The 25,530-nt window shown below is 61.9% G+C and carries 23 protein-coding genes; 5 read left to right on the top strand and 18 right to left on the bottom strand.

The genetic code is table 11. From position 1 onward, the window contains the following. The first annotated feature begins 119 nt into the window (after nt 1-119). From LLY24_RS14145 to LLY24_RS14135, 3 genes are read left to right on the top strand one after another with little or no spacing between them, the layout of a single operon-like run. Nucleotides 120-1,142, top strand: a complete 1,023-nt coding sequence (locus LLY24_RS14145) for a CNNM domain-containing protein (RefSeq protein ID WP_259036941.1) — start codon at nt 120-122, stop codon at nt 1,140-1,142. A 30-nt stretch (nt 1,143-1,172) separates the two neighbouring features. Next, a complete protein-coding gene (locus LLY24_RS14140; RefSeq protein WP_259036940.1) occupies nt 1,173-2,132 on the top strand; it encodes a calcium/sodium antiporter in 960 nt (319 codons plus the stop codon). Nucleotides 2,133-2,141: 9 nt separating this feature from the next. Then, nucleotides 2,142-2,693: a hypothetical protein gene (locus LLY24_RS14135; protein WP_259036939.1), complete on the top strand. Its 552-nt coding sequence runs from the start codon at nt 2,142-2,144 to the stop codon at nt 2,691-2,693. Here LLY24_RS14135 and LLY24_RS14130 read toward each other — a convergent pair. Together LLY24_RS14130 and LLY24_RS14125 are read right to left on the bottom strand one after the other, a co-directional pair. Next, nucleotides 2,690-4,480, bottom strand: a complete 1,791-nt coding sequence (locus tag LLY24_RS14130; RefSeq protein ID WP_259036938.1) for a TRAP transporter permease — start codon at nt 4,478-4,480, stop codon at nt 2,690-2,692. The two genes, LLY24_RS14135 and LLY24_RS14130, sit on opposite strands and share 4 nt — an antisense overlap. Before the next feature lie 253 nt (nt 4,481-4,733). Further along, nucleotides 4,734-5,681 (bottom strand): TAXI family TRAP transporter solute-binding subunit, encoded by a 948-nt coding sequence (locus LLY24_RS14125; RefSeq protein ID WP_259037003.1) that lies wholly within the window; start codon nt 5,679-5,681, stop codon nt 4,734-4,736. Between the two features lie 484 nt (nt 5,682-6,165). Between LLY24_RS14125 and nhaD the strand changes: the two genes are divergently transcribed. Further along, on the top strand, nt 6,166-7,674 hold the full coding sequence (gene nhaD / locus LLY24_RS14120; RefSeq protein ID WP_259036937.1) for a sodium:proton antiporter NhaD: 1,509 nt from the start codon (nt 6,166-6,168) through the stop codon (nt 7,672-7,674). On the opposite strand, the gene LLY24_RS14115 is transcribed toward nhaD, so the two are convergent. The 15 genes from LLY24_RS14115 to LLY24_RS14045 form a co-directional block, all read right to left on the bottom strand. After that, entirely contained in the window at nt 7,671-9,896 is a 2,226-nt protein-coding gene (locus LLY24_RS14115; RefSeq protein ID WP_259036936.1) for a putative bifunctional diguanylate cyclase/phosphodiesterase, read from the bottom strand. The genes nhaD and LLY24_RS14115 overlap by 4 nt on opposite strands. A 7-nt stretch (nt 9,897-9,903) precedes the next feature. Further along, nucleotides 9,904-10,575: a glutathione S-transferase family protein gene (locus tag LLY24_RS14110; RefSeq protein ID WP_259036935.1), complete on the bottom strand. Its 672-nt coding sequence runs from the start codon at nt 10,573-10,575 to the stop codon at nt 9,904-9,906. Between the two features lie 261 nt (nt 10,576-10,836). Then, nucleotides 10,837-11,415: an antibiotic biosynthesis monooxygenase gene (locus LLY24_RS14105; RefSeq protein ID WP_259036934.1), complete on the bottom strand. Its 579-nt coding sequence runs from the start codon at nt 11,413-11,415 to the stop codon at nt 10,837-10,839. 235 nt (nt 11,416-11,650) lie between these two features. Then, nucleotides 11,651-11,875, bottom strand: a complete 225-nt coding sequence (locus tag LLY24_RS14100) for a DUF2835 domain-containing protein (RefSeq protein WP_259036933.1) — start codon at nt 11,873-11,875, stop codon at nt 11,651-11,653. A 13-nt stretch (nt 11,876-11,888) separates the two neighbouring features. Further along, nucleotides 11,889-13,640: a putative bifunctional diguanylate cyclase/phosphodiesterase gene (locus tag LLY24_RS14095; protein WP_345799653.1), complete on the bottom strand. Its 1,752-nt coding sequence runs from the start codon at nt 13,638-13,640 to the stop codon at nt 11,889-11,891. A 174-nt stretch (nt 13,641-13,814) separates the two neighbouring features. Then, a complete protein-coding gene (locus LLY24_RS14090) occupies nt 13,815-14,324 on the bottom strand; it encodes a C40 family peptidase (protein WP_259036932.1) in 510 nt (169 codons plus the stop codon). A gap of 93 nt (nt 14,325-14,417) precedes the next feature. Beyond that, nucleotides 14,418-15,050 (bottom strand): histidine phosphatase family protein, encoded by a 633-nt coding sequence (locus LLY24_RS14085; RefSeq protein ID WP_259036931.1) that lies wholly within the window; start codon nt 15,048-15,050, stop codon nt 14,418-14,420. A gap of 43 nt (nt 15,051-15,093) precedes the next feature. Next, nucleotides 15,094-15,909, bottom strand: a complete 816-nt coding sequence (gene phnE, locus LLY24_RS14080) for a phosphonate ABC transporter, permease protein PhnE (protein ID WP_259036930.1) — start codon at nt 15,907-15,909, stop codon at nt 15,094-15,096. 87 nt (nt 15,910-15,996) lie between these two features. Continuing rightward, on the bottom strand, nt 15,997-16,848 hold the full coding sequence (phnE, locus tag LLY24_RS14075; protein ID WP_259036929.1) for a phosphonate ABC transporter, permease protein PhnE: 852 nt from the start codon (nt 16,846-16,848) through the stop codon (nt 15,997-15,999). After that, nucleotides 16,845-17,663, bottom strand: coding sequence for a phosphonate ABC transporter ATP-binding protein (gene phnC, locus LLY24_RS14070; protein WP_259037001.1), 819 nt, complete (start codon nt 17,661-17,663; stop codon nt 16,845-16,847). The genes phnE (LLY24_RS14075) and phnC overlap by 4 nt, the downstream gene beginning before the upstream one ends. Before the next feature lie 38 nt (nt 17,664-17,701). After that, a complete protein-coding gene (phnD, locus tag LLY24_RS14065; protein WP_259036928.1) occupies nt 17,702-18,667 on the bottom strand; it encodes a phosphate/phosphite/phosphonate ABC transporter substrate-binding protein in 966 nt (321 codons plus the stop codon). A gap of 172 nt (nt 18,668-18,839) precedes the next feature. After that, nucleotides 18,840-20,768, bottom strand: coding sequence for a metallophosphoesterase family protein (locus tag LLY24_RS14060; RefSeq protein ID WP_259036927.1), 1,929 nt, complete (start codon nt 20,766-20,768; stop codon nt 18,840-18,842). After that, nucleotides 20,765-22,165: an ATP-binding protein gene (locus LLY24_RS14055; RefSeq protein WP_259036926.1), complete on the bottom strand. Its 1,401-nt coding sequence runs from the start codon at nt 22,163-22,165 to the stop codon at nt 20,765-20,767. The genes LLY24_RS14060 and LLY24_RS14055 overlap by 4 nt, the downstream gene beginning before the upstream one ends. Then, nucleotides 22,162-22,836 (bottom strand): response regulator transcription factor, encoded by a 675-nt coding sequence (locus LLY24_RS14050; protein WP_259036925.1) that lies wholly within the window; start codon nt 22,834-22,836, stop codon nt 22,162-22,164. Before LLY24_RS14050 ends, LLY24_RS14055 begins: the two co-directional genes overlap by 4 nt. Nucleotides 22,837-22,860: 24 nt before the next feature. After that, nucleotides 22,861-23,154: a PepSY domain-containing protein gene (locus tag LLY24_RS14045; protein WP_259037000.1), complete on the bottom strand. Its 294-nt coding sequence runs from the start codon at nt 23,152-23,154 to the stop codon at nt 22,861-22,863. Nucleotides 23,155-23,425: 271 nt separating this feature from the next. Here LLY24_RS14045 and LLY24_RS14040 point away from each other — a divergent pair, with 271 nt between their 5' ends. Continuing rightward, complete coding sequence (locus LLY24_RS14040; RefSeq protein ID WP_259036924.1) at nt 23,426-23,902, top strand: PepSY domain-containing protein; 477 nt, start codon at nt 23,426-23,428, stop codon at nt 23,900-23,902. Nucleotides 23,903-24,021: 119 nt separating this feature from the next. Here the strand turns inward: LLY24_RS14040 and LLY24_RS14035 are convergent, their stop codons facing one another. Further along, on the bottom strand, nt 24,022-25,464 hold the full coding sequence (locus LLY24_RS14035) for a Glu/Leu/Phe/Val family dehydrogenase (RefSeq protein ID WP_259036923.1): 1,443 nt from the start codon (nt 25,462-25,464) through the stop codon (nt 24,022-24,024). Nucleotides 25,465-25,530 lie beyond the last annotated feature (66 nt).

The following is a 25,530-nucleotide window of genomic DNA, read 5'->3' as shown; positions in this document are numbered from 1 at the left end:
ACGTATCACTAAGTAAATGCATTTAGTTCTCAGCTTGCGTTTAAAGCGCGGCCTAAGCGCTATTGACAGGGTCTAGCCGTGGGCTATATATAGCCTTGAACCCCTCACTACGAGCTACCATGTTCCTGCTTGCGACGACCGTCGTTATCGCCATCGCCATCTCCTTTCTCTGCTCCGTCCTCGAAGCTGCCCTACTCTCGATCACGCCTAGCTATATTGCTCAGCTCAAAGACGAGCGACCCAAGACCCACGCCGCCCTGAGTGCGCTGAAGGGCAATATCGACCGCCCGCTCGCGGCCATTTTGACGCTCAACACCATTGCCCATACTGCCGGTGCTACGGGCGTGGGCGCTCAGGTGGCCACGGTGTTCGGCGATGCCTACATCGCGGCCGCCTCGGCGATCATGACGGTGTTGATTCTGGTGCTCTCGGAAATCATTCCCAAGACACTGGGCGCAACGCACTGGCGCCGCCTGGCCCCTTGGCTACCGAGTACGCTTAAAGTCATGATCACTCTGCTGCTGCCCTTTATCTGGCTGTCGGAAATGATCACCCGACGCATGGGCAGGGCCGAGCACGATGTCGATCTGCGCAGCGAAATCAAGGTGCTTGCCAAGGTGGGGCTGGAAGAGCAGGTCATGGATAGCGACGAGACACGCACCATCATCAACATCCTCAACCTGCACGAGATTCCCGTGACCAACGCCATGACGCCGCGTACCGTGTGCGAAACGGTGACGCCGCACATGACGGTGGCCGAATTCGATGCGCGCTACGGTAAGCACGCTTTTACACGCTTTCCGGTCATGGATGGCGCCGAGCAAGCGTTTGGCTACGTTCACAAAGCCGATACCTACCACGCCGACGATGAGCGCACCATGCGTGAGCTGATGCACCCCATTCGCGCGGTCAACGACAGCGCCACGGTCGAGGAAGTCTTCACCGACATGTTGGCGAGCCGTCATCACATGCGCGTGGTCTACGACAGCCACGGCACCTGGCTTGGATTGATTACCCTCGAGGATATTCTCGAAACCATCCTTGGTCAGGATATCGTCGATGAAACCGACAGCGTTCAAAACTTACGCCACGACGCCCGCCAGCGTTGGCTCAAGCGCTTGAAGCGCGACGGCGCAGTGTAATCGCCGCTCACCACGCGAAGAGGTAGCCCCATGCTCTACGGATTGAGTCTATTGGCCGGTATCGTGCTGTTGACCTTGGGGGGCGAGGGACTCATTCGCGGCGCGGTGGCAGGCGCCAAGCGGATGGGTGTATCGCCACTGTTCACGGGGCTGGTGATCGTCGGTTTCGGCACCTCATCGCCTGAGCTGGTGGTCTCGATTCACGCGGCGATGAACCAGCAGCCCGATATCGCCATTGGTAACGTGGTGGGCAGCAACATCGGCAACATTCTGCTGATTTTGGGGCTCTGCGCGCTGATCTGCCCGCTGACCGTACAGCCGCAAGCACTCAGGCGTGATGGTTTGGTGATGATGCTGGCCACGGGGCTGTTCTTGCTCTTAGCCTGGGATGGCGCGCTGGGGCGCGTCGATGCACTCATCTTTCTCGTCGCCCTGGCGGGCTATCTTGGCTGGGCTTACTGGAGTGAAAGTCGCCACGTAGCCCCCGCCGCAGAGCTACACGCTGCCGAGGCCGATGAGGTTCAGCACCTGCCCTCCTCGGCCCTGTTCATCGTCGCGGCACTCGTCGGCGGTTTGGTACTGCTCATCGGCGGGTCGCAGCTACTGCTCTATGGCGCCATCGGTATCGCTCAGGCCATGGGCATTTCGGAGGCGGTGATTGGCCTTACCATCGTGGCCGTGGGCACCTCGCTGCCCGAACTTGCGGTTTCGGTCATTGCCGCGCTGCGGCGTCACGCCGACGTCGCCGTGGGCAACATTCTAGGCAGCAATATCTTCAACCTGCTCGGCATTCTCGGTATCTCGGCGTTTTTGCAGCCGCTTCCGCTAGTCGAACGCATGGCGCACTTCGACCAGTGGGTGATGCTCGCAGCCTCCGCCGTGCTCATCGCCTTTCTCTATACGGGGCTTCGCCTGTCGCGCGGGGAAGGGCTCTTACTGCTGATAGGCTACGCTGCTTACATCATTGCAAGCTTCACTCTGATTGGCTGAGTTTTTTCTATGATCCTGGGTACTTTAGGCCCTGCAGGCAGCAACCACGCCCTCGTCGCCAAGCGCTATCTTGCGCGCCACGCCGTTGAAGGTGGCGAATGCGTATTTTTCGATGCCTTCGAGGCTGCCTTCGAGGCGCTGCTCGAAGGGCGGCTCACCCATGTACTGCAGTGCACGGCGCACTTCAGCCATGCCGACTGCGTGGGCCGCTATATGCACCGCGTCTTTCCCGTCGATGCGGTGATCGCGGGCAGCAAGCCGCTCGCGCTTCTGGCCCGGCGCGACGCACCGATAAGCCCCGCGCGCGTAGCGCTTCAGCCCGCGACCCGCCACTACACCGACCTGGGCGCCTACGCGCAGATCATCGAGGCCCCCACTACCGTGGCCGTGGCCGAAGGGCTGATCGATGGGCGCTACCAGGTAGGCATCTGCGCCGAGGAAGCGCTGGCTCAGGCGCCCGACACCTTGCGTCTGGTACGCGCGCTCGGCCCGGCGCTGGATACCTGGGTGGTCTACGCCACCACGCCGCTTTCCGCCTCCTCTTCCCTAGTGTTGCCCTAGACGAGAAAGACCACCAGCGCGCCCACAGCCACCAGCGCCAAGCGCAGCCACAGCGCCTTGCGGGCAATGACGCCGAATGAGATGCATCCTAACCCCAGCGCCACCTTGGCGGTATCGAACAGCGCGCCTGTTGGGTCGAACGCCAAGGCGATCATATCGGGGTTGGCCACCATGGCAAGCGGGATCAGATAGAGCCCGATACCCAGCGCCATGGCCTTGAACGCCACCTTGAGCCAGTTCTCCCCCACCATGCCAGCAGCAATGAATACCCCACCGCACACCGGCGGCGTAATGGTGGAGAGCAGCGCATACCAGAAAACGAACAGGTGAGCGAGCAGCGGTTCGAGCCCGAGCGAGGTGAGCGCGGGCCCTGCGACCGACACGCAGATGACGTAAGCCGCCGTCGTCGGCACCTCCATCCCCAGAATCAAGCAGGCCAAGGCCGTGAGTAACAGCGCAGGCCACAGCATGTCGTTGGAGAGCGAGAGAATCCCCGAGGTGATCTTGACCCCGAGCCCGGTGAGCGACAGCACGCCGATCACCAACGAGGCGCAGATGATGATCGCCCCAATCACCGCGATTTGACGCCCTGCCGTCACCGCCGCCTCCGCAAGGCGATGGGCAAAGCCGCGCGCCGAGAAGCGTAGGGTCACGTCGAAGAACAGCAGCGCCATCCCGGCGAAGATAGCGACGCTGGCGGCGTACTGCGGCGTATAGCCCCCTACGAAGATACGCTCGAGTAAAAGCACGAAGGGCACGGCGAAGAACAGCGACGTAATGGCCACCTCACGGCGCGTAGGGCGCTCGCTCTCGTCCACCGGCTTGAGGTCGTGGCGCGTGGCGTAGGCGTTGATACCGATCCAGACGGTAAAGAAGTAGAGGAACGCAGGCAGCAGCGCCGCAGCCATGATCTGGGTGTAGGGCGTGCCGGTCAGCTCGACCATGACGAAAGCACCCGCCCCCATCAGCGGCGGCATGATCTGCCCGCCCGAGGAAGCCACCGCTTCTACCGCGCCTGCCAGCGAACGTGGGTAACCCAAGCGCACCATGGAGGGAATGGTGATTGCCCCAGTCGAGGCGACGTTGGCCGAGGCCGAGCCCGAGATCGACCCCATCAGCGCCGAAGAGATCACCGACACCTTCGCCGCGCCGCCGGTAAAGCGCCCGGCCACCACGCTTGCCAGGTTCATGAAGCCGCGCCCCGCCTCTCCGGCGTTGAGCACGGCGCCGAAGATGACGAAAATCGCCACGACGCCCACGCTCACTCCGGTCAACGAGCCCCAGAGCCCACCTTCGGCGATGGTCAAGGAGCCGACCATGCTCTGCATCGGTAGGCCCGGATGGCCAAAGGTGCCGGGCACGTACTGGCCTAGGGCGCCATAAAGCAGCGCCAGCAGCGCCACTAAGGGCAGCGGCCAACCGATGGCACGCCGCGCCGCTTCCAGCACTAACGCCATCAGGAAAACACCAATCGCCATCTGCAGATGGGTATCGATGAAGCCGTACTGGTCGGCCAGCGCCGCTTCGTTCCAGGCGATATACACGCAGGCCGCGATTCCCAACGCCGTAAGCACCCAGCCGCTAACGCGCTGCCAGGGTGTCTTGGCCATGAAGATCAGCACCCACGGCAGCAGCAGCGCCATATGCAAGGGGCGGCTGACCAGCGCCGGCGTTAGGCCGTAGAAGATCAGCCCCAGGTGAAATGCCACGCTCGCAGCACCCAGCGCTACCCAGCCGGGGGCGATACGCGCGTCGTCACTTGGCACCGAAGGAGTTGAAGGGGTCATATCGTCGTTCACCTGCACCACATCGATCACTATGAAATGACGACGCCACGGGCTCCCGTGGCGTCGAGAAGAAAATGCATTAATTCAGCCCAAGCGCTTATCCCAGAGGCCTAGGGTCTGTATGAAAAGTCGTCGAGCGAAGACAAGACAAGGCAAAAATTGACGAAGAAACGGAGTTTACACGTGGTAAATGAGTATTCTGAGTCAATTTTTAACGCCGTATTGTCGAGCGCAGGCACTTTACATACAGAGCCTAGCGCAGCGCGTCAGGCACCTCGATACCGACTTCGTCATAGTAACGCAGCGCACCGGGGTGCAGAGTGCCCGCCATGTTGGCCAGCATATCGGTGGTGATACCACCCCACCAGGCGGCTTCTTCGGCCATGGCGTCGCGCCGCTCCCAGAAGGTCTTGGTCAGGGCGTAGGCGGTGTCGTCATCCATTTGCGTAGTGGTGTAGGCCATCACCGGCAGCGAGGTGGTCTCTACGTCTTCGTCGATGCCGGGGTAGGTGCCACCTGGAATGGTCTGGCGCGGCGCACCAGTCTGCTCGATCTGCTCGTCGCTCAAGCTGACCAGAGCGATCGGCATGCTAGCGGCGACTTCGATGATGTTCGGCGTGGGGTAGGAACTTGCAGTCACGAAACCATCGATCTGGCCGTTTTTCAGCGCGTCCGGACCGCTGCCTAGCGCCGCGTCGGCGATACGCACGCGGCCATTCAAGTCGAAGAGTTCGAGGTAGCGCTCGGCTTCACGGGCGCCGAAGGTGCCACGCCCGATCAGCACGTGTTTGTCGGCCAGCGCATCGATGCCCACCACGCCCTGGTTACCGGCAACGATGAAGTGCATGGTGATTGCGGGAATGGGAAACAGGCCTCGGATGTCCTGAAAACGCGGGCTCTGGCGCTGCGAGAAAGCGCCTTCACCGGCCATGGCCTGCTCGACCAATGCAGGCGGCGTAGTGAACACATAGTTGCCTTGACGCGCCATCACTTCCATGACGTTCTGCACCGAGCCCTGGCTCTCCTCGAGGGTAAGCACGATGGCGCCATCGCTGCCCTGGCGAATCGCTTCGGAAAGCTCGACACCCATCTGGTAATAGGCGGTACCGGCAGAGGCCGATTTATAGGTCACTCGCGTGTCGGCCTGGGCCGATAGGCTAAGGGTGAGCGCCGTTATCGTCATCACGGCAGACATCGTCATTCGAGAAAGAGGACGTAGCAAGGAGCGCATGGTTCTATTCCTGATATCCAGCGGCCAACGGCCTGTTAGAAGTAGGGCTTTCCGCCCTTATCGTTAGGCAGGGCGCGCCAACATAGCATGTTCGCCGCCGAGCAGGAATGCGTGGTCATAGGAGGCCTGCATTTAAGCGATCGCTAATAAAGCCGCACGGTTATTAACTTGATGCAGTCGCATCAAATTAAAACACGGTGTGCTGCTACTAAAATTTATATAACCGCTTTAAACCAATGGCTATTAGCCAAACGATTAAGACGTTTTCATCACTCATCATTTAATATTTTTACTTACTATTACCCAAACGTTTAACTTACTAAAAAAAGACGCTTTAACACCTATCTAGCGCAAATCTCGTTCGCTTTAATCACATATTGCATTGCAATACAAAGCATTAAAATGGCGGAGTTTTCAAACCCTTCCTTTCCTTTGATCGAGGAGACATGTTGCCATGTCCGCCTTCATATCCCAACGCCAGCATCGAACCTCATCGAGCTGGCGTTTTTTATGCGCTCATCTCACTCGACGCAGGCTCCTCCTAGCGGCGGGGCTATCGGCATTGACGCTAAGCCCAGCGGTCGTGGCCGCCGTGGGCGAGCTCGATATGACCCGCTCCCTTACCGGGGCCATCGCTATTGCCATTTTCGTGCTGGCCTACGCCCTGGTCATGGCCGAGGAAAAGCTGCACATGCGCAAGTCCAAGCCGGTGCTGGTCGCGGCCGGGGTCATTTGGAGCTTGATTGGCTGGGTCTACGTGCAAAACGGGCTTTCCGAGGCGTCGGAATATGCCTTTCGCGTCACCCTCTTGGAATTCACCGAGCTCATGCTCTTTCTGCTCGTGGCGATGACCTATATCAACGCCATGGAGGAGCGGCGCATCTTCGATGCCTTGCGCTCGTGGATGCTGCGCAAGGGCTTCGACTACCGCGCGCTCTTCTGGCTGACCGGAGGGCTTGCTTTCATGCTCTCGCCGATCGCCGACAACCTCACCACGGCGCTCCTGATGTGCGCCGTCATCACCAAGGTGGCCGAAGGCGACAAGCGCTTCATCAACCTCGCGTGCATCAACATCGTGGTCGCCGCCAACGCTGGCGGTGCGTTCAGCCCCTTTGGTGATATCACCACGCTGATGGTATGGCAGGCGGGCATGGTCGAATTTCAGGCGTTCTTCATTCTATTCGTTCCCGCGCTGGTCAATTTCCTCGTACCTGCGCTCATCATGAGTTTCTTCATCGACAACCGTAAACCAGCTAGCGTATACGAAGAGGTCTCGCTCAAGCGCGGCGCCCGGCGCATCGTGCTGCTGTTCTTGATCACCATCGTGACCGCCGTTCTCTGCCATACCGTGCTCCATCTACCACCAGTGCTGGGCATGATGACCGGCCTTGGCTACCTGCAGTTTTTCGGCTTTTACCTGCGCAAGAGCCTGTCGCGTTCGCTTGCGCGCAAGCGCGAGCGCTACAGCCGTCGCGGCGACGTGAAAAAGCTCGAACAGCTCGGCAGCGTCGTGCCTTTCGACGTTTTCAACCGCGTCGCCCGCGCCGAGTGGGATACGCTGCTGTTCTTCTACGGCGTGGTGATGTGCGTTGGCGGGCTTGGTTTCATGGGCTACTTGGGGCTTTTGTCCGAGGCGCTCTACAGTGGTTGGAGCGCGACCTGGGCCAACGTAACGCTAGGGGTGATCTCGGCGGTGATCGATAACATCCCGGTGATGTTCGCAGTGCTGACGATGCAGCCCGACATGAGCCACGGCCAGTGGCTGCTCATTACCCTCACCGCTGGGGTCGGCGGCAGCTTGCTATCGATTGGGTCAGCGGCGGGGGTGGCGGTGATGGGGCAAGCGCGCGGCCAGTATACCTTTATGGGGCATTTGCGCTGGGCACCGGCGATCTTACTAGGCTACGCCGCCAGCATCGCCGTTCACCTATGGCTCAACGCCGAGAGCTTCATGGTAGGTTAACGCGTTACCTCGGGAGGGGCGAACAGCGCATCGAGGGGCACGGGGCGACCAAAGAGATAGCCTTGATAACGGTAACAGCCGTGCCCCTTGAGCCAGTCGAACTGAGCCTGTGTCTCCACCCCTTCGGCCACCACGGTCAGCCCTAAGCTAACCGCCAGCAAAATCGTGGTATCGACGATGGCGGCATCGGCCTTATCGTTCAACAGATCGCGGATGAAGGACTGGTCGATCTTGAGCTCATCCAGCGGCAAGCGTTTTAGATAGCTCAGCGACGAAAAGCCGGTACCGAAATCGTCGAGGGCGAAGCGCACGCCTTGGGAGCGCAGTCGTAGCATGACGTTGCGAATACGCACCGGCTCGCGCATCAGCAAACTCTCGGTCACCTCCAGCACCAAGCGTCCAGGCGGCGCTTGGTGCTGGGCCAAGAGGCCTTCCAAGTCGCGCACGAAATCCGTCTGCTGGAACTGTACGGCGCTAACGTTGACCGAAACGCTCAATCCCGCATGCGTCGGTGACTGCGCCCACTGACCAAGCAACTGACAGGCCGAGGCCAGCACCCAGTGGCCTATCGGTACGATCAGCCCGGTCTCTTCGGCCAGTGGCACGAAGATATCGGGCGCCACCCAGCCACGTCGCGGGTGCTGCCAGCGCAGCAGTGCTTCGACGCCAACGGTCGCGCCCTGATGATCCACCTGCACTTGGTAGTGCAGGCTGAGCTCGGCGCGCGCCAAGGCGTGGTGCAGATCCGCTTCGAGGTTCGCGCGCTCCAACACACTGGCCTGCATCTCACCATTGAAGAAAGCAAAGCGGTTGCCACCAAGGCGCTTGGCCTGCTGCAGGGCGATATCGGCCTGCTGGAGTACGCTATCCGTGGTCGGGTCATGGCCGTTGAATAGGGCAATGCCGATACTCGCCCCAACGGGCACGGCTTGGCCGTTGCGCAGTTGTGAGACGGCCTCTAGTACCTGACCGGCCGCCCGCTCGGCGGCTTGCATCGCGCTATGCTGCTCGGCACCGAGCTCACTAATCAGCACGGCGAATTCGTCGCTGCTCAAGCGCGCCACTGTTCCCTGATCAGCCAGGCGCTGGCGTAGCTGCTCGGCGACGCTGACCAGCAGGCAGTCGCCGCTGTCGTGGCCTTGGGTATCGTTAATACGGCTAAAGTTATCCAGATCGATGACCAACACGGCGCTGAAGCTCACTACCCGTGCGTCGCGGTCGATGGCGGCGCGCAGCGAGTCGATCAAGAACCGGCGGTTGGGCAGACCAGTCAAGGCATCGTAGTAGGCCAAGTAGTGCGTACGCGACTGCATCTCCAGAAACTCGGGCGAGGGCTTCTGGGAGAGCCCGCGCCGCCGAATCGCCCACACGCCAAGCGCCACGGCCGCTAGCAGCGCAAAGAGCGCCAGGGCCCACCAGCCCCAGTGAAAATGCGTCGCGCGTGGCGCTTGGCGTTGGCCGTTCCACGCGCTCATGATCTCGAAATAGATCGACTCGGGGTTTTCCTTCCAGCGCACGAGATGGGCGTCGATACGCGCGAGAATCTGCGGGTCGATGTTCGGCGCTCCCAAATAGAAAAGACGCATGGGCTGAAAGATGACCGAGGTCTCGTGCAAACCGTACTCGTCGGCGCGCCAAACGCCGAATAGGTGGTTGCTGGCGGCCACGTCCGCCTGCCCCTGTTGCACCGCCAAAAACCCCTCGGCGAAGCTCGCAACGCCTACCCACTGCACGTCGATATCGAAGCGCTGAATGACGTTACGCAGGTAGCGCTCCTGCACCGATCCCGACACGACCGCCACGCGCTTATCCTCGAGATCGAATAGCGCCTCGATGGGTTCGCCCTCGCCCTGATAAAGCTGCGACCAGCTATACATCACCGGCTCTTGATGGTAGGCAAAAAGCTCAGCGCGCTCGCTGGTCCAGGCTACGTCAGGCAGCAGGTCGAGCTCGCCCAGCTCCAGCGCTCTCAGGCACTCTTGAAACTCGCAGGTGAAGGGGATGAGCTCCCACTGCTCTTCCTCGGCCATGGCGATGAGCAACTCGCCCATGATGCCGCTGAGCCTTTGGTCATCGTCGGCGACGAGTTTGGGCGGGTTGTGATAGACCCCAACGCGTAGCGACTCCTGTGCCACTGCCATGGGTGCAGACAGCAATACGGGCAGCACTAATAGCCCGATAGCACGGCTGAGCAGGCAGGCGCGCACAGCGTTTATCGTCATGCGGGCGTCACATGCCAGGCATGGTCAAAGGCCCGGCACGCTTGACCGCACGCTGCCATGCGGGGTCGGCATTAATGCGTGCAACGAAGGCGGCAATTGCGGGGTAGTCTTCGAGCGACTGGCTGGACGCTACTGCCTGGAGCGGGAAGCTCATCTGAATGTCGGCACCACTTGGCCACTGACCAGCAAAATTACCGCGCTCTTCGAGATGGCGCTCGATGAAGCGCAAATGCTGACGAATTTGGGGTTTCAAAAAACGCTTGAGCACGCTGTCGCTGATTCCTTGGGCTACGGGGCGAATGTACCAGGGGGAGCGCTTGGGAACTTGACCAAATATCAGCCGCATCAGCAGAGGCGGCATCAGCGAGCCTTCGGCGTAATGCAGCCAGTAGCGATACTGGGTCCACTCTGGAAGATCATTACTATCAGGTCGGCTGCGCCCTTCGCCATAACGCTCGATAAGGTAATCGATGATGGCACCCGATTCGGCCACGGTCAGTTCGCCATCGGTGATCACCGGCGATTTACCGAGAGGATGAATCTGCTTCAGAGCATCGGGAGCGAGCTGGGTGTTTTCATCGCGTGGGTAGGTCACCAGCTCGTACTCCAGCCCTAGCGACTCTAGCAGCCAGACCACGCGGTGCGAACGCGATTTTTCCAGGTGATGTAGGCGAATCATAACCACTCCATGGGGACCATGGTCCCAGCAGCACAGCCGTTAGGATGTAGTACAAGACCTAGCTAAAGGCCCTTTACTGACCCTAACGTAAGCTTAGCCGATTGCAACGTTGAACCCCATGGCGCCGCCCGCGTCTCTAAGCGCGAGAATTACACGCAAGCGAATGATACTTAGCCTAATTTTATTTCTTTTAGCGGTATTTTAGTAGGCATTATTTAGCCGTATAAAGTTCTCGTAAGCGCTTAAAGCCCCCTCAAACACCTAGGTACGAGAAGTTTCCCGGCGCCCATTCAGCCACTCGCGCAGCGACCATTTGCCCTGTAGCCACGGTGCCAAAAGGCGCGTGGAAAGCGGAATGAACATACCGACCATTATCGGCGTCAGTATCAGGGTGCTGGCCATGACCCGTGGCACCAGCGCCCAATCGGCGATCACGCTACCAAACAGCCACTGAAACAGCAGCGAGATGGGGAAGAAGGCGATCCAGACCGCGATCATCTGCTTCCAGCGCGGCGGCACGGGGGCATGGGCGGCTGAAAACCAGCGATCGAGCCCCGTGGCACGGTGTTCCTGAGGCGCTGCAAAGAGGCCTCGTCCGCGCGCAAGCCAAGCACGGCGTGAAGCCGAGTGCTCCCAGGTGGCCAGGGTCGCCTGGCTGCTGAAGCGAAAGATGATCTGGTACTCGTCATCGTCGGCAGGCGGCGCAAGCACGCCGGAGCCCAGATAACCGGGGAAGTCGGCAGCCAGATCGCGACCCTCGTTGAGCCAGCGATTGAAGTCCTGATAGCGGCCGTTGGCAACGCGACGCGCCACCATCAAGGTAACGGGTGAGGCAGACATGGTATATCTCCTATAAGACACGCAGCCCCGCCGGGTAAGCGGGCTGCCGCCTTTCGACGGGTGAGCCGAAAGCGCGAGACGCGAAGTATAGAAGCAAGCGCGGTGCCAGTAGAGAAATATTTACGCCTTTACGGGCCGATGGACCAAAAACGGCAACTTCTACAAGAAAATGGCCTCTTCGATTCGCCTCAAGAAGGCGCATCGCCTGAAAAACGCCCTCTTTGAGTGCATTGTCTTAAGTCGGCAGCCGTGTGATCGACTGAAACTTGCCCGCTTCGCTAAAGCACAGCCGAAATACCCCGTTGATCCCGTCGGGCCCAACGATGTGACGTAGCGCCGTGGCAGGAAAGTGCACCCAGCGCCCCTCGACGCTGCGCGCGCGCACGTTATCAAAGCGCCCTGCGTAGTAGGCAAGGCACGTGGCACGGTCCAACTGCAAGACGATATCGATGTGGGGCATGGTGATTCCTGCGCTAATCGCGCCCTGCTAGCGCTTGCCACGCCGTGCTCGATGGCCAGCCCGCCATCCAGTCGCACAGCGCGTCGGCGGGCATGGGGCGGGCGATGCCGTAACCCTGGGCCAGCTCGCAGCCGAGCGCTAGCAGCGCCTCGGCGTGGGCCACGCTCTCCACGCCCTCGGCCAGCATGGCGCGTCCGAAGCGTTTGGCCATGTAGATGACACTCTCGACGATCGCCATGTCGTCGGCGTCGCTAAGCATGTCACGCACGAAGCTCTGATCGATCTTGATCAGCTCCACCGGGAGCTGGCGCAGATGCGTGAGCGAAGAGAAGCCGGTGCCGAAATCGTCGATGGCAAAGCGCACGCCTAAAGCGCGACAGCAGGTCATGCGCGCAAGCGCAAGCTTCACATCGTGCATGGCAGCACTCTCCAGCACTTCGAGCTTCAAAAGGCTGGGCGGCACCTCGGGGTAGCGCTTCAGTAGTGCCGCCAAGCGCGGGCAAAAGTCATGGGTGAGCAGGTGCGCCGGGCTGATATTGACGCTGAGCGGCAGCGCCATACCTCGCCGTTGCCAAGCGCTTAGCTGGCGTAGCGCCTGCTCCATCACCCACTCGCCTAAATCGACCTCCAGCGGCGTCGCTTCGATGATAGGGAGAAAACAGGCAGGCGACAGTAGCCCTTTCACCGGGTGCTGCCAGCGAATCAGCGCCTCGACGCCGATGACCTCGCCGCTGGCCATATTGACCTGGGGTTGGTAGTACAGGCATAGCTCGCCGTGGGCCAGCGCTTCGACGAAGCGTTGACGCTGCTCGTGGCGCACCTGGATCTGTCGGTCCTGATCGGCATCGAAGAAGTGGAAGGTATCACGTCCGCGCTGCTTGGCGCGGTACATCGCCTGATTGGCGTGGCGCAGCAACACGTCGCCCTGCACATGGTCGCTAGGGTAGCGGGTCACGCCCAGGCTGACGCTGAGGTGCACGCCCTCCTTGTCGATCATCAGCGGTTGGCGGATCGCAGCGAGCAGCGTCTCGAAAAACGCCTCATCGACATCGTGATGCAGCAGCAGGACGAACTCGTCGCCGCCGGTGCGGGCCAGAACGTCGTCGCCCACGAGCAGGTGGCTCACGCGCTGAGCGAATGCGGCCAGTAGCGCATCGCCGACCTGCGGGCCAAGCCGGTCGTTGATCCCCTTGAAATGGTCGATGTCGAGGGCGCAGAGCGTCAGCGAGCGCTGCTGCGCCTCGGCGTGCTGAATCGACTCCTCGATCAGCTGGGTGAGCAGCTGCAGATTGGGCAGGCCCGTGAGCGCATCGAAATAGACCTCCCGGTTGAGATGACGCGCATGGGCGGGAATCGCCGAGAGATCGCTGAGCACGATGACGTGGTGATCCACCGCCCCGGCTGCGTCGCGCACCCGGCGTATCGATAGCATCCCGGGATAAAGCTCGCCGTCATGGCCGCGATAGCGCACCTGGCTCTTGCTGCGATCACGACGCTGCAGCGCCTTACTGATGGGCGCACCCGGTGCATCCAGGTCCAGTTGGCTGAACGTCTCGAGCGAGCGGCTCTTGACGTCGTTAAGGCCAAGCCCCGTCAGTTCGCTAAAGGCGGGATTGACGGCGACGATGGCGTTGTCGCGGTCGGTGACGATGATCGCTTCATTGGCGTTGACGAAGGCGGTACGCGCCAACGTCTCGGCGTGCGCGTCTAAGCGCGGGGCTACCTGAGCGAGCGTGGATGGCAGCAGCTCGGACGAGGGTGACAAACGCGACTCCTTAGCTCCTCGAAAGCATATTTACGGCAGCCCCCGGCTCCCCTTCCGGGCATGCGCGTTTTATTGGAATAAGTCGCTGTTCTGATTACCTAAAAAACGACCCTACGGTGAGTATCTTACTCACCTTACACGAGCGCAACGCTTTCGTGGTAACCCAAAGTGAGGCTAGGGCGCCAACCTTGCGGCCCCGAGAAAGCGGTTTTGCCAGTAGTCGATGTCTAGCGGCACGCTGACCACCGAGCGCCCGCTTCCTGGCGCGTGGATCATCTGCCGGTTACCGCGATAGATACCAACGTGGGTCGCTTTACGCCCGCTGCCAAAAAAGAGCAGATCTCCAGGTGCGGGCTCGTTTACCGACGGCAGGGCGCGAAACTGCTCATCGGCGGTGCGTGGCACCTTGATTCCGGCGGCGCGGTAGGCCATCTCGACCAGCCCCGAGCAGTCCAGACCATCGGGCGTATTACCGCCAAAGCGGTAGGGCGTGCCGATGGCCTGCTGGGCGTGGGCGAGGATCAGTACGCGCTCCATCGACATGCCTTGCGCAGTGATCGGCGGTGGCGACTGGGTGCCCACGTCGCGGCTGGCGCAGCCCGAAAGCCACACCAGTAGCATGAGCGCGAGCCACATGCGTCCATCGACGCCTCTCCCTGAGTATGTTGTCCCGACCGCGAGCATCGACGAACCTCCTTGTTTCCGCGTGAATGTTCCCAATAAAGAGCGCCCTCCATCATCGCCCAAATGTGACCATCTCGCTACGTTCGCGCCGCATTAGCGGCCGATCCACTCGACGAAGGCGGTTTCACCCAGCGCGTGGCGCTCCACACGAGCCCGACTGATCGCCGCGTAGGGCAGATCCATCACCAAGGTGCGCGCCAGCGGCTGCTGAATGACCTGACGCAGCAGGCCATTGCAAACGAACAGGTGGGCAACGACGAGCACGTGCCGACCCGGAGGGGTATCCACCAAGCGCCTCCACGCCTCGTGCAGTCGCGCATCGAAGTCGACCAGGCGCTCGCCCTCCGGCGGCGCTACCGCCTCGGGACTGTTCCAGAACGCGGTCATGGGGCCTTCACCCTCCTCGGCGAATACTTCGGCGTGGGTCTTGCCTTCCCAGCGCCCCAAATGCAGCTCGGCCAGGTCGTCGTCGATTAACACCGGCAGGTCGAACTCTTCGCCAAGCCAGAGGGCGAATTCGCAGCAGCGCGACAGCGGAGAAGTGACGATGGCGTCGTAAGGCAGCTCTCCCTCCGCGTTGGCCTGGCGCATCACCGCCTCGGTGACCTGCTGCCAACCCCGCTCGCTCAAGGGGTGATCCGTGCGTCCACGCAGCATGCGCCCGCCTACGGGTTCGCCATGGCGCAGTAGATCGAAGGTGGTGATGTCGGCGTTGGGAAAGCGCACGTGGTACTCCTTTTAAGGACTTTGTCAGAGCTCGTTATAAGCACTAGATGATCGCATGGCGCACCCGCGCCGAGATCCATTCGGAGACCAGTACGGTGGCGAAGATCATGATGAAAATGACGCTGACCTGATCCCAAGCCAGCGTATTGATCGAGGCATTGAGCTGCAGCCCGATACCGCCCGCCCCCACCAGGCCCAATACGGTCGACTCGCGAATGTTGATGTCCCAGCGATACACGCTGATACCAGCGAAGGCGGGAAGCACCTGGGGCAGTACACCGTAGTTCATTACCTGTAGGCGGCTCGCGCCTGTCGCGGTGATCGCCTCCACCGGCGTTGGGTGAATCTCTTCGATGGCTTCGTAAAGCAGTTTGCCGACGAAGCCGATCGAGCGCAGTGCGATAGCGATGATGCCCGCAAGCACGCCAGGCCCCAAAATGGTCACCAACAGCATGGCCCAGATCAGCGAGTTGATCGAGCGCGAAGCGACAATGACGCCCAAAGCCGCACTGCGTACGAGCGAGTGCGGCGTCGTATTGCGCGCGGCCAGAAAGGCAACCGGGAAGGCCATGACGATGCCCAGCGCCGTGCCTAGCGTGGCGATGTTGAGGGTGTCCCACATCGGCTGCCACAGCCGCTCGGCGTAGCCCCATTTGGGCGGTACCATGCGCGCCAACAGGTCGCTCCCCTGACGCCCCGCATCCTCCACGAAAACCCACATGGTGTTATCGGAGATCACGCGCCAGCATAGTACGATCAAGCACAAACCAACGAGCCACGCCATAAAGCGTAGCCACTCGGCGCGGCGGGTACGCAGGCGCCAAACCGGCTGCCCCTGGGGTGAGGTGGAAACGGGCATGAGGGCTCCCTCAGAGCGTAATAGGTACGGTGTTAATAGGTAAGACGTAGTGGACACATCAAGGTGGGTGAAGGGGCTGCGTCATCGTCACTGGGTCCAGCGCCGTACGTAGCTCGATGCGTATTCGCAGAGCAGCACGATAGCGATAATGATCAATAAGATCGCGGCGGAGGTGTCGTACTCGTAGCGGCTGATCGAGGTATTAAGCGTCGCCCCGATGCCACCAGCGCCGACGATGCCGATGACCGCCGACTCGCGAAAGTTGATGTCCAATCGGTAAACCGACAGCCCGATCAAACGCGGCATCACCTGCGGCTGGATGGCGTGGTTCATGGTCTGCCACCAGCCTGCGCCCGTGGCGCGAATCGCCTCGACCTGCTTCCAGCTCACGTCTTCGATGTCTTCGGCGAGAAGCTTCGCCATGAAACCGATGGTGGCAAAGGCCAGCGTGAGCATGCCCGCCAGCGGGCCAAAGCCGAACATCACCACGAACAAGATGGCGATGATGATCTCCTGAAAGGTGCGCGATACCGCGATGATGCCGCGGCATATCAGATAGATCGGTAAAGGGGCGATATTGCGTGCCGCTCCCAGCCCCACCGGAATCGCCAGTAGAACGCCCAGGACCGTCGAGGTGAGGGTCATGGTCAGGCTTTCGAGTAGGCCATTGAGGATGTCGCGCTGGCGGGTAAGAAAATCAGGCTGGGCGAAGGCGGCAATGAAGTTGAGCCCCCGGCTCGCCCCTTCGGCGACACGCGCCCAGTTGACGCCGACCGACCCCAGTGCCAGCACAAGATAGAGCGCGACGGCCAGCGCGAGCCCCCAGCGCAGACGCGGATCACGAATTAAAGGCATGGGCCGCCACTGCCCTTGGCGGGCAAGGTGCATACGCGCGCTATCGAACGTCGCCTCGCTCGAGGCCGCTTGCAACGCCCTCATGTGGCTACTCCCAGGGTAAGCGACGCCGGTGTCGTCGTCGGCGTCTCATCCGCCTCATCGGCTACCCGGGTATCCCACTCCTCCTCGCCGTAGATGGTGGTGAGAATCTCTGCCGTCAGGGCCTGGGGTTTGCCATCGAAAACGATACGTCCAGCGCGCAGGCCGACGATACGGTCAGCGAACTGCTGCGCTAAGGCCACATCGTGAATATTGATGATCGCCGCAAGCTCACGCTCGGCGCAGAGCTCGCGAATCAGGCGCATGATCTGGCGCGAGGTCTTGGGGTCGAGACTCGCCGTGGGCTCGTCGACCAGCAGCAGTCGCGGGTTTTGCAGCAGCGCCCGCGCGATCCCCACGCGTTGACGCTGGCCACCGGAGAGGGCATCGGCGCGCTTGTCGATGGCGTGGGAGAGCCCCACGCGCTCGAGCAGACGAAACGCCTCAGCAACGGCAGGTGCGGGGTAGCGGCGCAGGAAACTGCGCCAGAACCCGACGTAGCCGAGCTGGCCTGAAAGCACGTTCTCCATCACGCTCAGACGATCGACCAGGGCGTACTCTTGAAAGATCATGCCCATGGCGCGCCGCGCTTGGCGAAGCTTGGCCCCAGAAAGGCGGGTCAGTTCGCATCCCTCCAGCGCAATGCGCCCTTCGCTAGGTTCGACGAGGCGATTGACGCAGCGAATCAGCGTACTCTTGCCTGCTCCCGAAGGGCCAATCAGCGCCAGAACCTGCCCCTTGGGCAGGCTCAGCTCGATATCGCTCAGGGCGCGGTCGCCGGTCGGGTAGCGCTTCCCGACGCCGCTTAGCGTCAACATGCTAGGGCTAGACATGATAGGGCTCGACATGGCAGCGCTCATTGGCAGTCGTAGGTTTCGCCGGTCGCCTCGGCGATGGTGCGAATCACCGCCCAGTTGTCGGCGTAGTTGACTGGAATGAACTGCGCCTCGCCCGAGTTGGCGAACTCGGCCTCCAACGGCGTGCCCTCCCAGTCATAATCGAAGAAGGCGTCCTGGATCTTCTGAGCAAGCTCAGGGTCAAGGTTATGGGCCAAGCCATACGCCGTGGTCGGGAAGGTTTCGGAGGTGTAGATCACCTGGTAATCACCTTCTTCGATCACGCCGCGCGCGAGCATACGGTGGGCCACGGAGTTGGCGATGGCCGCCGCCTCGTAGTCGTGGTTGATCACCCCAAGGATGGAGTTGTCGTGGGAGCCAGAAAACGCCGTTTGGTAATCCTCATCGGCTTTTAAACCGTACTCGGAGGCGAGCAGCGCCGAGGGGGCGCGAAACCCTGAGTTGGAGGTGGGCGAGGTGAAGGCCAGTTGGCGCCCGGCTAGGTCCTCGATGCGGGTGATATCGCTATCGGCCGGGGTGATGATCTCCATCTCGTAGCCAAAACTGCCATCCTCGGCGGCCATGATGGCGAAGGGGCGGAAACCGCCGCAGTTCACCGCAATCGGCGTGCTGCCGGTATTGAACCCGGCCACGTGCAAGCGCCCGGCGCGCAGCGCTTCGAGCTGGGCGGCGTTGGACTGCACCGGGAAGAACTGCACCTGCTTGCCGGTCGCCTCACTCAGGTGATCGAGAAAGTCGGCCCATACCTCGGCGTAAACCGCCGGGTCTTCCACCGGGGTGTAGGCGAAGATCAGCGTATCGGGGTCGGCCCACTGCGCTTCATCGGTCGGCGCATCGGCGACCATGTCACCATCGGCATCGGTATAGCGCGACGACAGGTTGGCGCTGGCGCTGAGTGCGGCCAGGGTAAAGGTCGCGGCAATCGCCGTACTCAAAAGCGTACGCGGCAAGGTAGGAGCATGCATGAGAGTCACCTAAGGCTAAGCCTGAATGGAAGTTGGAGTAGTCGGCGAAAACGTCAAACGGTGCGAACATTGGACGGGGTTCATCCTGCCAAGCGCAGATGACGCGCGCGCGACACTCCTGTGACGCTAAGGTGACGGTACTGGGATAGTTTGAACTTGGGGCGATATGAACTTAGCCCGACGGCATGTCGGGCAGTGGGAAGCGTACGTCGCCCCCACGGGCGTCGAGCTGGCGAATGTCGCTGGGGCGGCCTTCTTCGTCCAGAGTGACGAGGCCAATACCGCAGCCGTTCCACACCCGCTCGCCCGCCTGGGCGCCTTCGGGGTCGCGCGGATAGACGCTCAAGCGACGGCGCTTGGTGAACCAGTTGAGCGGTGACCAAGGCGCGTAGAGCCAGCGATTGAGGCGATCGAACACGTTGAGTAGCGTCACCGGGAAGGCGTTCTTGATCCCGCTGGAGGTGATTTGCCACAGCTGCGGGGCGTTCTGGCGCTGACGCACGACGATGTCGTAGGCGAAGGAGTAGTGCACGTCCCCGGAGAGAATCACGTAGTTGCCTGGGGTCTTGGAGTGCCGCCAGATTTGCAGCAGAACGCTTGCCGCCCCGCGATGCGCCATCCAGTTTTCGGCATCCACCACCAGTGGCTGCCCCACCAGGGTGAAGAGCTTCTGTACGCTCTCGATCAGCTTGACCCCGAACATCGGCGCGGGCGAGACGATCACCGCACTCGGCGCCTTGAGTAGATGGTGCTGCATCGCCATCAGCGCCTCCCAATCCATCAGCCCCGAGGGGCGCTTGGGGCTTCTTTCGCTGCGCCAGCGCCGAGTGCGCGTATCCAGCACGATGAGCGCGGGCGCCCCCGACACGTTGATCTCCCAGCCCTGGTGGCGCAATAACCGCTCGATCAGGGCATCTTGAGCCTCACCGTCGAGCATCTGACGCGCCTCGTCGTCGGTGAGAAGGGTCGCTGCGTGATGAACGAGCGGATTCATCGCCTCAGGGTCGTTGCCCCAGCCCTGGCACAGCAAATAAGCAAGAAGCGCATTGCCGATGATGCGCTTGGAGAAGGGGTGGCCGTAGGCGCAGCGCTCCCAGTCGGCGGTGAGGTTCCAGTCATCGGTGACGTCGTGATCGTCGAAGATCATCAAGCTCGGCAGGTGCGCCAGCAGCCGCGCGCTCTGAGGCAAGCCCGCAACGAACGCTTCTATTACCTTCTGTTCCTCGGTGTAGCGTGCTGCCTCTTTTTCATCGAGCGCCGGAGCAAACGGGGCGACGAGCGTCCAGGGCGTGGGCGACCAAACCAAGCAGTACATGGCAATCATCTCGGCAAAAGAGACCAAGTGATTGTGGGCGTTGGCCGAGGTGAACACCGGCTTTTCCACCCCACCGAAGAAGCGCTCGCGCAGCGCGGCGTTACTCTTGACGTCGGGCAGCAGCGCCTCGCGGCGATAGTAGGTATCGGCGTTGGCATAGAGCGCCTGGGTGTCATCGACCGTCGCGCCTTCGAGGCGCTCATCGACCAGCCCCAGGCGCTCGATCAGCGCGTGGATCGCCCTCAGCATGGGGCCTGCCACGTCGTCGACGTAGACCTGATCGCCGGTCATCAGTAGCCAGGCAGGCCACTCGGCGGGCGCCGCTTGATGCTCACCGATCCAGGTATCGGCACGCACTAAGCCGTCCGGCCCATCGAAATGGGGTTTGCGGCAGGAGCCGTGCATCAAGCGGTGATGCCGAGCGGCGAGCACGAAGCCTGGGTACGCCTGCCCATCGTGGCACAGCCAGGGCGCCCACTCGGGCAGCGAACGGGGCACGTTCGCAGCGTCTACCACTTCCAGGTCGTAGGCGATGCGCACGTCCGTCGGTAGCGGCGCATCGAGGGCGACATCGATAAGATAAAGATGCGCGTGACACCCCAGGCGCAGCCGCTGGCTATGCCCGCCTAGCGGATAGCGCTGTGCGGCGCCGTCGAGCGAGGCCTCGGGGTCGAGCACCAGGGTCATATCAAGCGGCCGGGTAGCGGCGAGCCACAGCACTAAACGATGGGGAGAGAGGCGACGCAAAAGCGGCCCCGCCAGTACATCGGGAAGTGCTGCACTCATGGGGTCACCACCGGCAGCGTGAGCGTGACGCGCAGCCCACCGGCGGCGCTGCGACCGAGTTCGAGCTGGCCGTGATAGAGCCGCACCAGATCATCGACGATGGCCAGCCCCAGCCCGCTCTGCGAGCGCTGCTGATCCAAACGCGCGCCGCGCGTAAGCGCCTGGCCGCACTCCTCCTCGCTCATGCCTGGTCCATCGTCCTCGACGACGATGACGAGCGCGTCTTTCTGGGCGTACTGGTTCTGCGCATACTTGTCCTGGGCCTGGGCATATAGCCGCAGCCAAATGCTGCCGCGTGCCCAGCGCAGGGCGTTATCCAACAGGTTGCCCACCAGTTCCTGAAGATCTTGAGCATCCATGCGCGCCTTGAGCGGCGTAGAGAGATCCGCCAGCAGGCGTAAATCGCGCCGCTCGGCCAGCCGCGTAAGGCCCTTGAGCAGCGGCGCAAGATTTTCGGCCACCTCGATGGGCGCAAGCCCGGTGCCCTCACCCACCGCCGAGGCGCGGGCCAAGTGATGACGCACGGCCTCATCGATGCGTGCAAGCTCGGTCTCCCATACCGGGCGCTCTGCCGGTTGAAGCTGGCGCAGCTGTAAGCGCAATACGCTCACCGGCGTTTTGAGCGCGTGGGCGAGATTACCGGCGGTGTGGCGCCCGCGCTCGATCAGGCGCTGGTCGCGCGCCAGCACCGCGTTCATCGAGCGGGCGAGCGCTGCCAGCTCGTCCGGCAGTTGGGTAGAGAGTTCGCCCTTGGTGCCCTGCTCCACCGCCTTGAGATCGGCGCGCATGCGTCTAAGCGGCGCCAGCCCCCAGTGCACCTGAGCCGCCAGTACGCCAAGAAGCAGCGCCCCAAGCCCCAGCAGACTGAACCCGAGCAGGCGCTGGAACTCCTGAATGTCGCCCACCAACACGTCGTCGCGACCTGCCAGGCTCACGTGGATAGAAGAGGGAAGCGGAGCGAGGAAGATATCGCGCTCGACCAAGCGCAGACGCTGGCCACGCGGCCCGGTAATCTCACGCACGGTAGCGCCGCGCGCATCATTGACCGGCAGGCGCTGATCCCATAGCGAGCGCGAGGCCAACGTCTGCTCGGCATCGTCGGTGATCTGCCAATACCAGCCCGAATAGACTTGGTCGAAGCGCGGATCGCCCAGCGCCTGATCGTAGACCAGTTGCCCCGCTACCGGGTCGAAGGTGACCCCAGCGATGATCACGTTGAGCATCGCTTCCAGGCGCTCATCGAAGTTTTCGGTGGCCGCTTCGCGGTAGGTATGGGCAAGCCAAGCGCCGCCGAGCGGCAAGGCGACGCCCACCAGCACGACCACGGCCAGCAGCAGGCGCAGCTGGATCGAACGCCGCTCCCAGCGCTGGCGCAGGGAGGGCGAGGTCGCGCTCATGGGGCATCCTGAGGAGCGTCGAGCAAGCGATAGCCCTGACCGCGCTGGGTCGCGATCCGCCAGGCGCCGAGCTTACGTCGCAGGCGGCTGATCTGGACGTCGATGACGTTGGAGTCGGGTTCGTGATCGCGATCGTAGACGTGTTCGGCGAGCTCGCTGCGGCTGACCACGCGCGGAGCGGCGTGCATCAGGTAGCTGAGCAGGCGCGTTTCCTGGGCGGTGAGCGAAACCGGGCGCCCGGAGAGGGCAACGTGCTGGGTGTGGGTATCCAGGCTCAGCTCGCCAAGCTTGAGGACCGGGTGGGCGTGGCCGTGGCTGCGGCGCACCAGGGCGCGCAGACGAAACAGCACCTCAGCGGGCTCGAAGGGCTTGGTGACGTAGTCGTCGGCCCCGGCAGTAAACCCGGCGGCCTTGTCGGACCAGCGTTCGCGCGCGGTAAGGATCAGCACCGGAAGCGTAATGTCATCGTCGCGCCAAGCGGTTAGCCACCGCGTACCCTCGCCGTCGGGCAAGCCAACGTCCAGAATCACCGCGTCGTAGACTTCGGTACGGATGAGAAAGTCGGCCTCTTGGCCATTGGGGGCGTGCTCGACGATCCAGTCGCCATCTTCGAGTATCTGGCCAAGCTCCCGCGCCAGCGCCTGGTCGTCCTCTACCAGCAAACACTTCATCCGTATCCCTCGTTGGTCGTGCCCTCAGTCGCGGCGCATGGCGTCGATGCGCACGCCCTCGATCGACATCAGCTGGCCGCTATGGCCATCGAACTCGAACTCCACCACCTGCCCTTGGGGGCCGAGCATCTTGATCTCGTACTCGACCTGGCCTTTTTCCCGCTCGACCTCGACTTCGAGAATATCGCCCTGGTAGTGCGCCTCCAGCCAATCGAGAATGGCCTCCAGCGGCACCACTTCGCCCCGCCCCACCTCATCGTGCAGCGGGCGCCAGGTTTGCTCGCCAACGGCACTGGGGGCAAGCCCCAGCGCCAGCATACCCGCAAGCGCCCACGCCCCGATGCAGTAGCGTTGCGGGCAGCGAGCGGCGCGCAAAAAACGGCGCAAAAACGAATAAGGCGTAAGGAGCGTGTTCATGCGTCAAGGATGCCAAAGCCAACATGAATGCAAAATGAATGCTTCGGTCAGCTTCGTGACAGACCCCACTTGGTATAAGTCATCTTGTCACTTTCATCGAAGCGACATACTCGCAGTGAAACGACATACTCGTTGATGCCGATGTGCGCTTAATCCAGAAAAGGATATTGCCATGAACGCTATGCAAAAGATGCTTCTCATCCCCTCTTCCGCCCTGCTGCTGGCCGCTGGCGTAGGCAGTGCCCAAGCCGATTCGCTGCCGGTCGATCGTCTCGACGACGTGCTCAATCAGGCCTCAAGCTACGGCTTCACCCACTATGAAGAGATCGGCATCAAGAGCCGCGGCCGCGCCGAGGTCGAAGGTTGGATCGACGACGAGTGGTTCGCCGAAGTCGAAATTTCGCTGGATAACGGCGAAGCGCTGAAAGAGCAACGTGAACGGCGCATTTCCGGCGCCTGGGGCATGACCGATGACGACGTGCGCCAAGCCATGGACGTCGCCCGCCAAGAAGGTTTGGTCGAGTTCGAGGACATCGAAATCGACCAGCGCGGGATGATCGACATCGACGGCCGCGATGCCAATGGCCGCGAGCTCGAGATCAGCGTTCGCCAGGGTGCCGACAGCGCCAGCGGCATCGATCGGGACTGATACGTCAAAGCCGATCGCTTAACCTAGCGTATGCAGCAGGCTCCCTTCGAGGAGCCTGATGCGTTTTGCGGTATCAAGAGAGAAAATCGCCGCCTCAGTGGCCGCCTCAATGACAGTGTTTAATGACAGTGCTTGCAGTTGCCGCGCGCGAGAATCGCCTCGCTGATGCGCTCGATGCCCTGGCGGTAGGCCGCTTGACGCAGGGTAATGCTTTCATGCGCAGCACGGTCGAATACGCGACCGGCTTGATCGTCCAGCAACGCATCGAGGCGCTCGTTGACCGTCTGCTCCGACCATGCCTGCCCGGCGCGATTTTGTAACCATTCGAAGTAGCTCACCACCACCCCGCCGGTATTGGCGACTACGTCAGGCAGCACGGGGATTTTACGCTGAGTAAGCACGGTATCGGCGTCGCTGGTCACCGGGCCATTGGCGATCTCGAGCACCGCGCCTGCCTGCACGCTTTCGACGTTATCGCCGTGGAGCTGGTTTTCCAGCGCCGCCAGCACCAACACATCGACATTAAGCGCGAGGAGTTCCTCTCCCGTAAGCGCCTTGCCGCGGCGCGTCTTGGCGAGTTTGCCGTGCTTATCCTTGTCGCCTTTGAGGGCCTCGACATCGAGGCCTTTGGCATCGTAGCGCGCGCCACTGGAGTCGGAAATGGCCACCACTCGATAGCCCTTGGCGCTGGCCAGACGAGCAAAGTGGTAGGCCGCATTGCCAAAGCCTTGGACGGCAAGCGTGGTCTTCTCGGGCGTGCGCTTTTCGCGGTCGGCCCACAGATCGAGCACCTTCAGTGCGCCGCGCCCCGTGGCTTCGACTCGCCCAGGAGAGCCGCCAAGCGACAGTGGTTTGCCGGTGATCGCCCCAGGTGCCTTGGCACGCACGATGGCCTCGTATTCGTCGATCATCCAGCCCATGACCGTGGCATCGGTATTGACATCGGGCGCGGGAATGTCGCGATCAGGGCCGATGACATCAGCCACGGCGCGCACATAGCCCCGCGCCAGACGCTCGCGCTCAAGCGACGACAGCGCCTTGGCATCCACCTGCACGCCGCCCTTGCCGCCGCCGTAGGGCAGCCCGGCAACCGCGCACTTCACCGCCATCCAGAAACTCAGGGTGGTGACTTCGTGCTGGTTGACCTCGGGATGAAAGCGAATGCCGCCCTTGGCGGGACCAAGGCTGGTGTCGTACTGCACGCGCCAGGCGGGAAACGACTTGAGGCTGCCATCGTCCATACGCACCGGCACGCTCACCTGTAGCGAAAGGCTTGGCTGGCGCAGGCGCGCCTGGGCATCGGGGTGAATATCGAGCGCTTCGAACACCTCTTCGAGGCGCGAGCGGGCGTCTTCGAATAGCGCCGCTCCTGACTCGGGCGTCAGCGCGCGGGGGGCATTCTCGGGGTGGGGGTCTTGCGCCTCGCACCGGTTATCCGGGGTATGCTTGGCATCCTGCTTGGCCTTCGGCGATGCCGCGCTCTTCGCTGGCGCTTTCTTTGTCGATGTCTTCTTTGCGGGTGCTTTCTTTACCGCTGCTTTATCCGTACTTTTGCCGCTCATGCTGCGAGCTCCTTTCGCCGAGAGAGAAGTACAAAAACGGGCGTACAAACCGTTACGTTCTCTGTC

Source organism: Halomonas dongshanensis (assembly GCF_024790395.1).
Taxonomy (GTDB): domain Bacteria; phylum Pseudomonadota; class Gammaproteobacteria; order Pseudomonadales; family Halomonadaceae; genus Vreelandella; species Vreelandella dongshanensis.
Note: the sequence above shows the minus strand (reverse complement) of the source record. Positions and strands in the feature narration are given on the sequence as shown.